The organism is Paenibacillus jilunlii, assembly GCF_900102965.1.
Taxonomy (GTDB): Bacteria; Bacillota; Bacilli; order Paenibacillales; family Paenibacillaceae; genus Paenibacillus_AQ; species Paenibacillus_AQ jilunlii.
In genome coordinates this window covers 220195-235653 of record NZ_FNGM01000002.1, presented here as the reverse complement: position 1 = coordinate 235653, position 15459 = coordinate 220195, and the positions used below count along the sequence as shown (strand labels likewise).

The 15459-nt window shown below is 52.8% G+C and carries 13 protein-coding genes; 10 read left to right on the top strand and 3 right to left on the bottom strand.

The annotated features are described in order from the left end of the window. Window positions 1-119 precede the first annotated feature (119 nt). From BLQ82_RS05855 to BLQ82_RS05845, 3 genes are all read right to left on the bottom strand, one after another. Window positions 120-446 (bottom strand): P-II family nitrogen regulator, encoded by a 327-nt coding sequence (locus BLQ82_RS05855; protein WP_020433554.1) that lies wholly within the window; start codon window positions 444-446, stop codon window positions 120-122. 204 nt (window positions 447-650) lie between these two features. Beyond that, complete coding sequence (locus tag BLQ82_RS05850; protein WP_062524965.1) at window positions 651-1751, bottom strand: glycosyltransferase family 4 protein; 1101 nt, start codon at window positions 1749-1751, stop codon at window positions 651-653. 85 nt (window positions 1752-1836) lie between these two features. Then, entirely contained in the window at window positions 1837-2652 is an 816-nt protein-coding gene (locus tag BLQ82_RS05845; RefSeq protein WP_062524966.1) for a hypothetical protein, read from the bottom strand. Window positions 2653-2947: 295 nt separating this feature from the next. Between BLQ82_RS05845 and BLQ82_RS05840 the strand changes: the two genes are divergently transcribed. From BLQ82_RS05840 to aguB, 10 genes are all read left to right on the top strand, one after another. After that, window positions 2948-6106, top strand: a complete 3159-nt coding sequence (locus BLQ82_RS05840; protein WP_062524969.1) for a PAS domain S-box protein — start codon at window positions 2948-2950, stop codon at window positions 6104-6106. Beyond that, on the top strand, window positions 6103-6711 hold the full coding sequence (locus BLQ82_RS05835; RefSeq protein WP_062524972.1) for a C39 family peptidase: 609 nt from the start codon (window positions 6103-6105) through the stop codon (window positions 6709-6711). The genes BLQ82_RS05840 and BLQ82_RS05835 overlap by 4 nt, the downstream gene beginning before the upstream one ends. 73 nt (window positions 6712-6784) lie before the next feature. Then, entirely contained in the window at window positions 6785-8758 is a 1974-nt protein-coding gene (gene pulA / locus BLQ82_RS05830; protein ID WP_062524975.1) for a type I pullulanase, read from the top strand. Window positions 8759-9458: 700 nt separating this feature from the next. Then, the gene (locus tag BLQ82_RS05825) at window positions 9459-9785 is read left to right on the top strand and encodes a PadR family transcriptional regulator (RefSeq protein WP_062524977.1); all 327 of its coding nucleotides are present in this window, start codon (window positions 9459-9461) and stop codon (window positions 9783-9785) included. Between the two features lie 6 nt (window positions 9786-9791). Then, window positions 9792-10580 carry a permease prefix domain 1-containing protein gene (locus BLQ82_RS05820; RefSeq protein ID WP_208810748.1) on the top strand — a complete coding sequence of 263 codons (789 nt, stop codon included), beginning with the start codon at window positions 9792-9794 and terminating at the stop codon, window positions 10578-10580. Between the two features lie 15 nt (window positions 10581-10595). Next, window positions 10596-10757, top strand: coding sequence for a hypothetical protein (locus tag BLQ82_RS32340; protein ID WP_208810750.1), 162 nt, complete (start codon window positions 10596-10598; stop codon window positions 10755-10757). Between the two features lie 260 nt (window positions 10758-11017). Continuing rightward, window positions 11018-12502: a glutamate synthase subunit beta gene (locus BLQ82_RS05815; RefSeq protein ID WP_062524979.1), complete on the top strand. Its 1485-nt coding sequence runs from the start codon at window positions 11018-11020 to the stop codon at window positions 12500-12502. A gap of 118 nt (window positions 12503-12620) precedes the next feature. Next, on the top strand, window positions 12621-13163 hold the full coding sequence (gene yfcE / locus BLQ82_RS05810; RefSeq protein WP_062524981.1) for a phosphodiesterase: 543 nt from the start codon (window positions 12621-12623) through the stop codon (window positions 13161-13163). A gap of 150 nt (window positions 13164-13313) precedes the next feature. Further along, the gene (locus BLQ82_RS05805; protein WP_062524984.1) at window positions 13314-14372 is read left to right on the top strand and encodes an agmatine deiminase family protein; all 1059 of its coding nucleotides are present in this window, start codon (window positions 13314-13316) and stop codon (window positions 14370-14372) included. Further along, window positions 14369-15244, top strand: a complete 876-nt coding sequence (gene aguB, locus BLQ82_RS05800; protein WP_062524986.1) for an N-carbamoylputrescine amidase — start codon at window positions 14369-14371, stop codon at window positions 15242-15244. The genes BLQ82_RS05805 and aguB overlap by 4 nt, the downstream gene beginning before the upstream one ends. The last annotated feature ends 215 nt before the right edge of the window (window positions 15245-15459 follow it).

The window sequence follows — 15459 nt, the reverse complement described above, 5'->3', positions numbered from 1 at the left end:
TTCCACCTAAAGCTTGCGGGAAAGCGGGTTCAGGAGACCCAAAAATTCAAAACGGCTGCGCTGTCCACGGAAGGACAATGCAGCCGTTTCTAGTTACATTTCAAATATGGATAGGAGCTCTACAGCTGGCTTTTACCGTTGCTGATCGTGTAGGCTTCCTGCACAGGCAGCACGAAGATTTTGCCGTCACCGAAGGAACCCTGCTCACCGGTTCTTGCCGTTCTCATAATAATGCTGATGACATCTTCCTTCTCGTCGTCATTGATGACAATCATCAGCAGTTTTTTGGAGATTTGATTATAATGATTGGTTCCGACCTGGATTCCCTTTTGTTTGCCGCGGCCGAGCAGATCCATCTTGCTGATGGAAGGAAAGCCGGCAAGCAGCAGTTCAGCCATAACCGCATCCGCTTTCTCGGGTCTAACTATAGCTTTGATCATTAACATAACGATGCACCCTTTCTACAGCGAATAATGTGTTGTAGGGGGTTGCCAATGTCTGGGTGGCCTTAGTGGTGATCTGTTTGCTTAATGGCAACGCTTACAATTCGAGTATAATATTAACTGTAGTTGGTTCCTGCGAATATGGTCACAAATTTCATTGTACATTGTGTCGCATAGCACAGAAGCGGATAACAGCATAGCATTCCGCTAATTCAGCAAAAGAAAACGGTACAGCTCTTCCAGCGCCGCTGCTGTATGCTGCCAACCGAAATTCTGCAGTGCGTCCCTCCTTCCCTGCAGTCCGATTCTGGCTGCAAGCTGCGGCTCGCGGCCGAGCTGCAGCAGGGCTTTGGCGAACGGTGACGCTTCGCGGTACCGCTGCACCAGATATCCATTATGGCCCGATACAATAATCTCCCGGATGCCGCCGTTGTTCGAGGCAATGACGGGCAGTCCGGAGGCCATGGCCTCTACATTGACCAGCCCGAAGGATTCATGCCGCTGGGACGGGCAGACAAAGACATCTGCCGCATGGTACAGATCGTGAATATCTTCATGAGCGATCCTGCCGATAAAAACAGCCCGGACTCCCAGACGCCGGGCCATGGCCTTAAGCTGCCGGATATACGGCGGCTTGCCGTGGCCGGCGATAATCAGCTGGGCCGGCAAGCGTTTATGAAGCAGGCGCATGGCTCTAATCAGCACAGGAACGCCTTTGCGCGGAATGACCCGGCCGACGAACAGCACAGTAAACACCGGAGACAGGCGGTACAGCCTTCGCATTTGCTGCTTCTCCGGCAGCTCTGCCGGAGAGAACCGGCTTAAATCGGCGCCGAGCGGCACGACACGGATGATTCCGCCCAGGCCGGGAAAGCGGCGGGCAAGCCTGCGCTGCAGGGAGCGGCTGTTGACAGCAATGAGATTAGCTCTCGCCAGGCTGCGTGCAATTCTCGATTCAGCAGGCACAAAAGTCAGGGAATGAAGGAACAGGATAACAGGCGTATATGGATGCCGGCGCTTGACGGAGGACATCAGGAGCGGCCGGTTATCGACTTGTATCACATCGAAATGTTCTGTTTCAAGATAGTCCAGGACGGATGCAAGATAACGTGCAGGCGTGCCTGAGACCAGGCGGACGATACGCACCTGCTCTTGTTCATCGGTGTCAGGAAGTCCGGGAGCCTTTCTGCTCACGATAGTTACTTTATGCCGCCGGGCCAGCTTTCTGGCAATCGCCCAGATGCAGATTTCCACAGAGCCGTCTCCCGGCACCGGATACTGCTCCGGTGCAATCATGCAGATATGCATAGGTATATGCCTCCTCACCCCATAGCTGTAGCCTCTTACCTAACATATGCCGCCAAGCAGGGGGAAGACACATTGATGAGCAGGATCAGGTGATTTGCTTCGAAGCTGCAGTGATTACACCGGCAATCTTTTGTTCCAGTTCGATGATCCTTTGCTTGCTGGCTGCAATTTGCCGGTGGCCGGAGAGCAATGAATTCAGGGACAGGCTGGTCAAGGAAGGGTTTTGTTTGCGGATGGCCGATTTGAAGTCGCTCCAATCTGCAGACAAGCGCTTGTTCAGGGAAGAGATCACACTTTTCTGGGATTTGATCGACGTCTGCGGACTGTCGATCCCGGCAAGAGTCTTGCGTGCCGCAGCTATTTTCTTGGCCCGGGCCTCTTTGGCGGCTTTCAGCCGGGCCTCTTGGTCGCGGATGTCCTGACGGGCCATCTGGACGAGAATTTTCATGGCATCGGACTGGGCGCGCAGCACGGAATTCAAGGACTTGTCCCGCATTCCCCTAAGCAGGGATATACGCTTGTTAAGCGCGCTGTATTGGTCGAACAGCGGCTGGTACCGCGCCTTGGTGCTGGCAGCTGCAGCGGTAAGCCGGGCCACGGTGTCCTGATCAATATTCTTGATCTTCTCTTTCACCGTTAGGAGTGACTGCGCATTACTCTCATGAAGCTTCCGGATTTGTTCCTCTCTGCTGTTATATTGTGCTGATAATACGGATAGCTCACTATACTGGCTGTTCAGCTGGCTTCTTGAGGATGAATCTGCAACAGCAGCTGTCAAATCAAAGGCGGCCTGGATTGAAGGGGTCAGCTCCGTCCCGGAAGCAGCCGCCTTGCCTGCCAGCGGCAGCATTAGAAGCAAAAGCGATAAAAGTGTCAGAACAGAATTCTTAAGGGTAGTCATCGTTCTCCTCCTTTTTTAACATCCGCAGACCTGCATAAAAAGACAAAAAAGCACCCGCAGCAAAGGCTAATAAGCCTTCATTACGGGTGCTTCCAGCGTAACAGGACACGAATAAAATATGTATCTAAACTATAGATGAATCTCCTATATCCGTCAATATTTTCAATTTTAGATTTTTCTGGTTTGAAACAGGCCTGTTCATTTCTTTCCGCACTTCTCTTAGCGTATACTGGGGTAATAGGATAACAGAGAGTCTGCAAAAGCAGCGGCTCGTGATGAAGGAGGCCTGGCTGAATTGGATGAGAATAACAGGGAGCTTCTGGATTATGCATTCCTGATGTCTCCGCTTGGAACGGGAGTGCTGTCTCCAGAGGGCAAGTGGCTGAAGGTGAATCCCGCTTTTTGCCACACGATCGGCTGCAGTGAACAGGAGTTTCTGGCCGGCGGGTTGCTGCACAACACTGTTGCCCAGCAGGAGGAAATTCAGCAGATGGACATAGATCTTATTATCGGCGAGCTTGACTCCTCTGCGGAGCGCTCTCTGGTCAAAGAGAAGAAACTTCTAACCCGCTCCGGCCGCACGGTGTGGCTCCTGCTTACGTGTGTGAAGGCTCCGGCGGGACAAGCTGGTTCCCATATTATTGTCTATGCCCAGGATATTACCGACCGCAAAATCGCCGATCAGCTGACCGTGGACAGCCGTGATTTGTATGATTTATTTATAAAAGATGACCAGACGATGATTTCCTTCACCCTGCCTGATGGGACGCTGAGCTTCATATCTCCTTCCTCACAGCTGCAGATTGGCTTTGCGCCGGAGGAGATGGTTGGCAGGAACAGGCTGGAGTTCTACCATCCTGATGATATTGAAGGGATGGACCAGTCCCAGGGGCTGCTGGAGAGCAAAACCTATATCCGGCGGCTGCGCCATAAAGACGGACATTATTTGTGGTTCGAGACTTCCTTTCATGTAATCCATGATGAAAATAATGAAATCGTGCGGATCATGGGTATCGGGCGCAATGTGACCAGCCGTAAGCAGAACGAGGAGGCTCTGGCTGCCGCCCAGCGTGTGGCGAAGATTGGTTCATGGGTTTGGGATTTGTCCAAAGGCACATTGGTGTTTTCGGAAGAGCTGCAGCGTATGCTGCACTATAGCACAGGGACGGATGTAAAATACGAAACCTTCTTGTCTTTGGTTCATCCGGACGACCTGGAGCTGCTGAAAGCGGAAGTTGAACGGGCGGTGAAAAAGGGGGAATCCGGTGAATCCGCCTACCGTCTGGTTCTTCCTGACACTGCGTTGCTTACAGTACACATTCAGTGGGATGTCATGCGCGGCCCTGACGGCAAGCCGGTGCAGCTTATCGGCATGATGCAGGATATTACCGAGCGGCGTCAGATGGAGCAGCAGCTTAGAGAAAGCGAGCAGCGCTACAAGTCCCTTTTCGAATATAATCCGTCAGCAGTCTACTCCATGAATCTGAACGGGGAATATTTGACGGCCAATGCCAATCTGGAGGAACTGACAGGGTATACTCTTGATGAGCTGATCGGCATGTATTTTGGACCCATTGTGCATGAGAAGGACATTGAGAAGACCCTGCATCATTTCAGACTGGCCAGCCAGGGGGAGCCGCAGAGCTATGATCTGACACTGATCCATAAGGATGGACATCTGGTCGAAATTAATACCCTCAACATTCCAATCATCGTAGACAGGCAGGTAGTAGGGGTGTATGGGATTTCCCGCGACATCACGGAGCGCATCAGGTATACCGAGCAGATCGAGAAGCTGAGCAATGAATACACACTGATTCTGAATGCGGTGTCTGAAGGCATATTCGGACTGGATACCGAGGGAAGGATCACGTTCATCAATCCGGCTGGTGCATATATGCTGGGTTTTGAGCAAGACGAAATCATGGGCCGCTCCTATCTGAACCATATCCGGCAAACGGCGTCTGACGCTGTTCATTACCGGACGGAGGCTTCTCCCCTGCTCCGGGTTATTCAGGCCGGAGAGTCCCAGCGGAGCATGGATGCGGTGTTGTGGCGCAAAGACGGGTCAAGTTTTCTTGCTGAATATCAGGCAACACCTCTGTTTGACAAAGGAGAGCGCAAAGGTGCAGTTGTGGTATTCCGGGATATTACCGACGAACAGGAAATTATCCGTGCCAAAGAGTCTGCCGAGAAGGCGGACCAGGCCAAATCGGAGTTTCTGGCGGTGATGAGCCACGAGTTGCGGACCCCGATGAACGGGATTATCGGCATGACGGATTTACTGGCTGAAACGGACCTTAATGAGGAGCAGCGCGGTTATGCGGAGATCATCAGCCAGAGCAGCTCTTCCCTGCTGTATATTCTCAATGAGATTCTGGATTTCAGTAAAATCGAAGCCGGTAAAATGACCCTTATGCATGAGCTGGTCAGTGTGGAGTCGGTGATGGGCATTGTAACCGAGCTGTTCTCACCCAAAGCCAAGGAAAAAAATGTCCTGTTGTCCAGCCGCATAGCGGAAGATGTACCGGAGCTGATTATGGGCGATGCGGACCGTTTGCGTCAGATACTCGTTAATTTGGTGAGCAATGCCGTCAAGTTTACCGAGGAAGGACAAGTCTCTATTGGCGTAGAAACAGAATTTTGCCCGAATGCGAAGAAGTTCAGCCTGAAGTTCAGTGTGCAGGATACCGGAATCGGTATTCCCTCCGAAAAGCAGCCGCTGCTCTTCCAGTCCTTCTCCCAGCTGCATCCGTCGATTAACCGCAAGTATGGGGGGACAGGTCTGGGGCTTGCGATCTGCAAACGCCTTGTCGAGCTTATGGGCGGTGCGATCGGGATGGAGAGCGTAGAAGGAAAAGGATCGAATTTCTACTTTACGCTTCCCATCGTCTCCGGCAGGGAATGGGAAGAGAACGGGGCGGAGGATCATGAGCCGCCACAAGTTTTAAATACGCCGGATAGCGGTGCAAATACTGCTGCCTGTGCGGGCGGGAAACATCTGGAACAGGTAGGGGGCGGTGGTTTATTGCCTGCCGGAGAACTGCCCCCGGGGCTGCCTGAAGCGAAGTATGGGCCTCTGCGGATTCTGGTCGCGGAGGACCATCCCGTTAATCAGAAGCTTATACTGACGATGCTGGAAAAGCGGGGGTATCGGGCGGATCTTGCGGAGAACGGCCAGCAGGCGCTGCAGGCTGTCCTCGGGCAGCCTTATGATCTGGTGTTCATGGATGTGCAAATGCCGGTGATGAGCGGGCTGACAGCGGCTGCCAGAATCAGGGAGCAGGCACCGGTGAGCCACCAGCCGTTCATCGTTGCGGTAACCGCATATGCGAGGCCGGAGGACCGGGAGCGGTGCCTGGCTGCAGGCATGGAAGACTTCATGAGCAAGCCGTTTCTCTCCTCCGACATCGAACGGATACTCCGGGAGCGGATGGAAAAGATATCGCTATGAGAGAGGAACATCCCGAAATTCGGCTGGATGTGGAGCCGTACACGCAGTGGGAACCGGGCGTATCCTCGCCCGGCTCTGCCTGCGGCCCGGCGACCATAGCCGCCTTAATGGAATATTGGCACACGCGGAGAGGCTGCAGCTTAATTCCTGGAGCAGGTCATTTCCACTCCAAAGCGGCGCATATCAATTATATATACAGTCATCACGGGGGGAAGCCGTGGGGGATGAGTGCACGCGGTTTTGTCAAAGGGCTGCAGGGTTACCTGGGAGCTGCTCTTCCGCGTGAACACCGCAAGCCGTTTTCGGTATCCCTTTTTAATCATATGCAGAGGTACCAAGCCGAGATTGACGCGAAGCGCCCGGTAGCGGTGATGTTCGACAAATGGTTCAGCCTCCGCTGGAGGGGGAGCTATGCGTATGATTATCATTGGGTGCTGGGGACCGGTTACGATATGACAGATGCGGCAGCGGGACCCGTGCTGATTGTCCAGGATAATGGCATACGCCATAAGAATGGAGGGTTTACCCCTGGCCGGGAACGCCGGATTCCTTATTTGCCCAATCGGAGCATTCTCACCATGGTAGCTTTGCATATAGACCTCTAAGTACAAACGTTTGCACAAACTTGTTGATCAGGGTATAATATCCAATTAATAAGGGGAAAAGGGGAATATTTGGATGTCAGTACAAAGGGAAATGGAAGAACCTATCTACTTTGGAGATCCTGCAGCTACCAGCGGGGTTTCTGTATTCGACCAGGATTTTGACAAGCTGTTCAGCTATGACGGAGATGACCTTGGCCTCGCTTATACACCGGCCTGCTCAGCATTTTGTCTGTGGGCGCCTACGGCCCAGGAGGCGGAGGTTGTGCTGTATGACTCCTGGGAGCAGACTGTCGGCCGCCGCCTGCCTATGGTCCGCGAGGTGCGGGGGACCTGGAGACTGACGGTTTCCGGTGATCTGGAGGGCAAGCTGTATACCTACCGCGTGCGTATCGGAGAGCAGTGGAATGAGGCGGCAGACCCTTATGCCCGGGCTGTCGGTGTAAATGGGGATAGAGCGGCGATTATTGATCTGCGCAAAACGGACCCGGAGCGGTGGGCTGAGGATAAGCTGCCTTCAGATACTCCGCCTTTGGCTCATCCAGTGGACGCGGTTATTTATGAGCTTCATCTGCGGGATTTGTCCATTCATCCGGCCAGCGGGATTGCCCACAAAGGACAATATCTGGGTCTCGCCGAAAGCGGAACACGGGGTCCGGGGGGGATACTGACCGGACTGGATCATATCGCTGATCTTGGGGTGACGCATATCCAGCTGCTGCCGATCTACGACTACTCCACAGAGAGTGTGGATGAGACCAAGCTAGATCAGCCGCACTTTAACTGGGGCTATGATCCGAAGAATTTCAACGCGCCGGAGGGTTCCTATGCAACAGACCCCTATCTGCCGGGCCTGCGCATTACCGAGCTCAAAACCATGATCCAGGCGCTCCATGACCGGGGTCTGCGCGTTATCATGGATGTGGTCTACAACCATGTCTATGACGGGTACCGTGTGAATTTCACCAAACTCGTTCCCGGCTATTATCTGCGCTATAAGCGGGATGGCAGTCTCTCCAACGGCTCAGGCTGCGGCAACGATACGGCTTCAGAGCGTATAATGATGTCCCGTTTTATTGTGGATTCGGTGCTTTACTGGGCCAAAGAATATCATTTGGACGGTTTCCGTTTTGATCTGATGGGCCTGATTGATATTGATACAATGGCGGAAGTCCGCAGACGGCTGGATGAAATCGACCCTTCGATCATGACAATTGGCGAGGGTTGGATCATGGAGACCGAGCTTGCCATGGAACGGCTGGCTAATCAGAGCAATGCGGATGCACTGCCGGGGATTGGACAATTCAACGATGGTTACCGTGATGCGGTGAAGGGCAACATTTTCCTGCCGGATGACCCCGGCTTTATCGGCGGCAGATCGGGACTGGAGCAGGCGGTAAAGACAGGAATTACCGGGGGAGTGGTGTACGGACAGACAACCGGCCAATTTGCCGATGAACCCCAGCAATGCGTGAACTATATGGAGTGCCATGACAACCATACCCTGTGGGATAAAATTGTCTTGTCCTCCCCTAAGGCCAGCAACGAACAGCACCGTGCGATGCACCGTCTGGCTTCCGCCATGGTCCTGACAAGCCAGGGAATTCCATTTATTCATGCCGGACAGGAATTTCTGCGCACCAAAGATGGGGTGGAGAACAGCTTCAGGTCACCGGTCGAGATCAATTGGCTGGACTGGGAGCGCTGTGCCGCGTATGCGGACGATGTTGCTTACATGAAAAAGCTCATCACGCTGCGCCGGGCACATCCTGCCTTCCGGCTGCGCAGTGCAGAAGAAATCCGCGCGAAGCTGTTTTTTGAGAAGGCGCCGGCGGGTGCTATAGCTTATACCCTGCGGGAGCATGCCGGTGGCGATGAGGCGCAGCATCTGTACGTTGTCTACAATACCAATCCGAAGGGGTCAACGCTTGCGCTGCCGCCGCTGGGAGGTTGGGAGCCGCTGCTGGGCGAAGAGCTGGCGGTGCTCCAGACAGACGGGCGGCTGACTGTTAAGGGTATAGGGATGGTTGTACTCGCTGTTCAGGCTTAGCCGGACGAAGGCCAGAATCACGTCATTGAAGAATATAAAGACTGTCTTAAGGGTAGAGTCATCTGCCTACGGGACAGTCTTTTTTTGCTGTATTTTTTGCTGTATAGGTAATTATACATGAATGAGGAGCGATAGAATCATTTAACGGAGCGGGGAAGTTAAGCAAAATCACCAGTAAGGGTGCGAATCGATCGGATTAGTTATCCTTTTTCCCACAAGCGCTTGCTCACCGCCTTTTTCGCAAGCGCTAGTGGGAAAAAGGGAACTTATTTCTCCCCAAAATCAACAATTGTGAGATTGAAGTGGAAAAAGGGAACTTAATTGGACCCTATTACCTTGTCAGGGGGAAAATGAGCTGAATTAGTGTACCTTTTTCCACTTAATCTTTGGAGAACAGGGTGCCGGGGCAAATTAGTTAACCTTTTTCCACTTGGAGTTGCGCCGATCTGCCGATCCAATCAGGAAGGGCTGGGAGAAGATCGCTTCACTTTGGCAAGGGTAGGCTACAGAGTACCCAGGCAACCTAAACCTAAAATCCATAAAGGCTACGCTGTCCCGTGATGAGCAGTGTAGCTTTTTTGTTCAAGAAAAAAACAGGCTCATTTTTCCAAAATTAATACTACACCTGTCGTAGTAATTATGCTACAATGCAATTACTACGACAGATGTAGTACGACAGGTGAAGTAAGGAGGAAGATCATTGATCAGCAGCGATGTGATCCGCGGATACAACGATACATTTATTTTATACATGCTATTGGACGGAGAATCCTATGGTTACGAGATCGCCAAGAATATCAGGAAGCTGTCGGATGAGAAATATATTATGAAGGAAACCACCCTTTATTCAGCGTTTACCCGGCTGGAGAAGAATGGGTACATCTGCTCTTTTTATAAGGATGAGACACAGGGGAAGCGTCGCACCTACTACCGCATCACTCCGGAGGGGCTGGCCTATTACCATGAGAAATGTGCCGAGTGGCTGATTACCCAGGAAGTTGTAAACAAATTCATTAAGGAGCTGTGATCAGGAATGGACACCATCATCGGTTATTTGAACAATATGTTTGCCGCTCTGCCTAAGACCTCGCAGATAGAAGGGGTCAAGCAGGACTTGCTGGCGAGCATGGAAGAGAAGTACCGTGAGCTGAAAGAAGAAGGCAAAACCGAAAATGAGGCCGTTGGCATCGTGATCTCCGAGTTCGGCAACATTGATGAACTGATGGAAGAGCTGGATATTGCGGTTGAAGGCGAGGAAGACAATCTTCCTGTGCTGGCACCGGAGGATACCTGGGACTACATGGTTGCCAAGAAGAAAGCGGGGTTCATGATAGGGATTGGTGTGATGCTGTGCCTCATAGGGCCTGCGCTGCTGATTCTGCTCGATGTCCTGGCTGAGACCGGCTTTCTACAAGGAATCCTCTCGGAAGATGCTGCTGGAATCTTAGGTGTGGTGGCTTTGCTTATACTGGTGGCTTTGGCGGTTGGGCTATTCATATTCAGCGGCATGATGCTGGAAAATTATAAGTATTTGCACAAAGGCTTTAACCTGCCGCATCATTTGCGGTCCGAGATTCAGCAGCGCAGCAGTGCTTATGCCTCGACGTATACTTTGTCCCTGGTGATGGGCGTATGCCTGTGTGTATTAAGTCCCGTTCCGGTCATTGCGGGGTCTCTCATCAATAACGATTCTTCCGGGTATGGCGTGGTGCTTTTACTCTCACTGATTGCTGTGGCTGTTTTTCTGTTCATTTACTATGGGACCATCAAGGAGAGCTTCAGCTTTCTGCTTAAGGAGGGCGAGTATACCCGGGAAAAGTAAAAGAAGAACCGGGTCATGGGCTACGCCGCAGCCATTATCCGGCCGCTGGCCGTCGTCACTCTCCTGATCAGCGGGTTTGTTTTTGGAAGCTGGGATGTCAACTGTGTGGTGTTCCCGGTTACCTCAATTCTGCTGGGTGTGCTCAATTCCATTTATCATGCAGCAAAGGAACAATAGTCTATTAAAATAGCGTTGCCCATCCCCGGAATTTTATTTAAAAAATGTGACATTACTCATTTAGGCTATAGAGGATAGATGATAATATGAAGTCATTTCAGGCGGAAACCCGCCTTGTCACAGCTTTTTGCTTTGCTGCTTTACAGTGACAAATGATCAGTCGGTGACAGAGAGTAACTGTCTTTTTGGAGCCGAATGGGGCAAGAATGCCGCCCTTTAATATACGGCGGCCAATCAGAGAGACTCGGAGGATGACAGGGATGGGTAAAGCAACAGGATTTCTCGAATATCAGCGGCAGACTCCTGCGGAGTGCGAGCCTTTGGAGCGGATCAAGAACTGGAATGAATTTGCACAGCCGATGGATGAGGAGAAGCTCCGGGAGCAGGGCGCGCGCTGCATGGATTGCGGTACGCCGTTCTGCCATGTGGGGCGGCTGCTCTCGGGGATGGCTTCCGGCTGTCCGCTGCACAATCTTATTCCGGAATGGAATGATATGGTTTACCGCGGTAACTGGGAGGTAGCCCTGAAACGGCTGCACAAGACCAATAACTTTCCGGAGTTTACCGGACGTGTCTGCCCTGCGCCCTGCGAAGGTGCATGTACCGTGGGCATGAACGGCAAGCCGGTCACCATCAAATCCATTGAGAAAGCCATAGTGGACAGAGGTTTTGAGGAAGGGTGGATCGTTCCCCAGCCGCCGCTCACCCGTACGGGCAAAAAGATTGCGATCGTCGGCTCCGGCCCGGCAGGCCTTGCTTGTGCCGCACAGCTGAACAAGGCAGGACACAGTGTCACCGTATATGAACGTGCAGACCGCATCGGCGGCCTGCTGACTTACGGAATCCCGAACATGAAGCTCGACAAAAAGACTGTACAGCGCCGCGTGGATCTGCTGGCAGCAGAAGGCATTACCTTTGTTACCCGTACCGAGATCGGCAGAGATATTGCCGCATCACAGCTGAAGGAGGAACATGATGCAGTGGTGCTCTGCGGCGGCTCCACGCAGGCGCGTGATCTGGCACTGGAAGGGCGCGGGCTGCGGGGCATTCATCAGGCGATGGAGTTCCTGACACTGAATACTAAGAGTCTGCTCGACTCCGGTCTCGCAGACGGCGAGTACATCTCGGCGGCCGGCAAAGATGTGGTCGTCATTGGCGGCGGGGATACAGGCACAGACTGTGTGGCGACTTCCATCCGCCACGGCTGCCGCAGTGTGATCCAGCTGGAGATTATGCCGCAGTCTCCGCTTACCCGCCAGGCGGGTAACCCTTGGCCGGAATGGCCGAAGGTGTTGAAGGTCGATTATGGCCAGCAGGAAGCGGCTTCGCTGTATCAGGAAGATCCGCGCCGGTATCTTGTGAACACGAAACGTTTTGTTGGAGACGACGGCGGACATGTGCAGGAGCTGCATACTGTGCGTATTGAATGGAGCCGGAATGAGCAGGGCCGGATGGTGCCGGTTGAGGTTCCGGGCAGTGAAGAAGTCATCAAGGCGCAGCTTGTGCTGCTCGCCCTGGGATTCACCGGACCGGAAGAGACTGTGCTCGGCCAGCTTGGAGTAGAGCGTGATGAGCGCTCCAACGCCAAAGCTGAGTTTGGAACACAGGCAACTAATGTGGAAGGCGTATTTGCCGCAGGGGATATACGGCGCGGCCAGAGCCTTGTGGTGTGGGCGATTAATGAAGGGCGGCAGGCAGCACGGGAAGTGGACCGGTTCCTCACGGGTTCCTCGAATCTGCCTTAAGCCATGCTGGATAAGAACCTGAGGTTCAGGACGCCCTGCGGGGCGTCTGCTTTGCGTTTCCGGTCCCTTGCAGGTTAAGATAAATAGATACATAGACCACATAAAAGGAGAATGTATCATGAAACTGATGTTCATTTCGGATATTCACGGATCGCTGCATTGGCTGGAGCAGGCTTTGGCGAAGGCGGAGGAGGAGCAGCCGCATACGCTTGTTGTGCTGGGCGACTTCCTGTACCACGGGCCAAGGAATCCGCTGCCGGATGGTTATGATCCCCAGGGAGTCGCCGCCAGGCTGAATGCCTATGGCAAATCGCTGGTGGCCGTGCGCGGCAACTGTGACGCCGAGGTCGATCAGATGCTGCTGCAGTTCCCGATGATGGGCGACTATGTGCTGATCCTTCATGAAGGCCGGAAGATCTATGCCACCCACGGGCATGGCTTCAGCATCGACAATCTGCCTCCGCTTGCGCCGGGCGATGTTTTTATTCAGGGGCATACCCACCTCCCGGTAGCTGAGGTCAGAGAAGGCATCACGGTACTAAATCCCGGCTCAATCTCGCTGCCAAAAGAGAATAATCCCAACTCCTACGCGATCCTGGAGAATGGAGAATTCATCATCAAGGATTTTGCCGGAAAAATTGTGAAGCAGATCCACCTGTAAAAATAGCTGGCCCTAATCCCCCTGGATTTTCCCAGGGGGATTTGCTTGTCCGGCAATTGAGCGCATCCCTATATTATTGTATGATGGGTAAGGAGCTTTTCCGGGACAGCTTTCCCGCTCCAAATATGAATAGCAGAGGTAATTATAAGAATGTATCCCAAAGATTTAAACTATACAATGCCGCCGGAATGGGGCGAACATGAACGCACGTTTATTTCCTGGCCAGTTCAGGCTTCCATGGTGTTTCCGGATAATTATGAAGCGGTGAGCGCCGGCTATGCCGAGATTATCCGGGCCATTGCCGAGTTCGAGCCGGTAACCGTGGTAGTCAATCCCGAAGAGCTGGAGCAGATAGAGAAGCTGGCTCTGGGAGACAACGTTACATTGCTGCCGATCCGGCATAATGATGCCTGGCTGCGTGACAACGGCCCGACCTTTGTGAAGGGTGCGGATGGCGCTCTTGCAGGAGTGAACTGGAAATTCAATGCCTGGGGCGGCAAATATTCGCCTTGGGATCTTGATGATGAGGTGGCTCCGCAGATTCTCGAGCAGGTCCAGGTGACCCGTTACGATGCTCCGCTGGTCATGGAAGGCGGCTCAATCCATACGGACGGTGAAGGTACGCTCATTACCACCGAGGAATGCCTGCTGAACAAGAACCGCAACCCGGAGCTGGACCGGGAAGAAATTGAAGAATACGTGCGGAAATATACGGGCACAGAGACCATCATTTGGCTGAAACGCGGCCTAAGCGGGGATGAAACGGATGGTCATGTTGACAATATTGCCTGCTTCGCTGCACCTGGCAAGGTGATTATCCAGGTCTGCGATGACCCGCAGGACGAGAATTATGAGATTACACGGGAGAATTTACGCATTCTGGAGAATGCCGTGGATGCCAAAGGCCGGAAGCTGGAGATTGTCACCATCCAGCAGCCGCCTCGTACCGACTATGACGGCAGCCGTCTGACGCTCAGCTATTTGAATTTTTATTTTGTGAACGGCGGGATTATCCTGCCGGTGTTCGGCGGCACCGCCGCTGAGACGGATGCGCTTGCCGAAGAGAAGCTTGCTGCACTGTTCCCGGACCGCAGAATCCGCACAGTGGACGGAATGGCCGTGATTGGTGAAGGCGGCAATGTACACTGCACCACCCAGCAGATGCCTGCCGGGAGATCATCTATTTATGCAAGGAGGACAGAACTGTGAGAAACGTAAAAGTAGCCGCGACGCAAATGAGCTGCTCGGGCGACATTGATGAGAATATCCGCAAGGCGGAAACACTGGTTAGAGAAGCTGCAGCCCAAGGTGCGCAGATTATTCTGCTGCAGGAGCTGTTTGAAACCCCGTATTTCTGCCAGAAGGAGAAATCCGATTATTATGCTTATGCCACTGAGCTTGAGCACAACAAAGCGGTGAACCATTTCAAGGCCATCGCCAAGGAGCTGCAAGTGGTGCTGCCGATCAGCTTTTATGAAAAGAAAAACTATGCCCGTTACAACTCCTTGGCCGTGATTGATGCCGATGGCACGGTGCTGGGCAAGTACCGCAAAAGCCATATCCCGGATGGCCCAGGCTATGAAGAGAAGTTCTACTTCAATCCCGGGGATACCGGATTTAAGGTGTGGAACACCCGCTATGCCAAAATCGGCGTAGGTGTGTGCTGGGATCAATGGTATCCGGAGGCAGCGCGGGTAATGAGCTTGATGGGTGCGGAAATTCTGTTCTACCCAACGGCCATTGGTTCGGAGCCGCAGGATGGCTCAATTGATTCCAAAGACCACTGGCAGACCTGCATGCTGGGCCATGCGGCGGCGAATCTGATTCCTGTCGTAGCCTCGAACCGGATCGGAGAAGAAACCGATGAGGAGTCCAGCATTAACTTCTACGGCTCTTCATTTATCGCTGGCCCGCAGGGCAACAAGATTGTTGAAGCCGGGCGGGATGAGCAGACCGTACTGGTCAGCGAATTCGATCTTGACGCACTGGAGGTTGGCCGGATTGAGTGGGGAATCTTCCGCGACCGGCGGCCGGAGCTGTACCGGATGATCGCTTCGTATGACGGAGATTTGACGTTTTAAGTATAAGCAAGCGGTAAAAACCATTAGAACCCATTAGGGAACCGCAGCATAGCCAGGCACCGCCAGGAGGATGAGCCTCTTCCGGCGGTGCCTTTTTTTGATGCAAAAACGTTTGTATGGCAGGAATTTTGCCGTATTTCCGAATTACGGGACGGAAAAAACATCAAATGTTACAATCCAGCAATAATATGTTATATAACATAACATAAATGTGA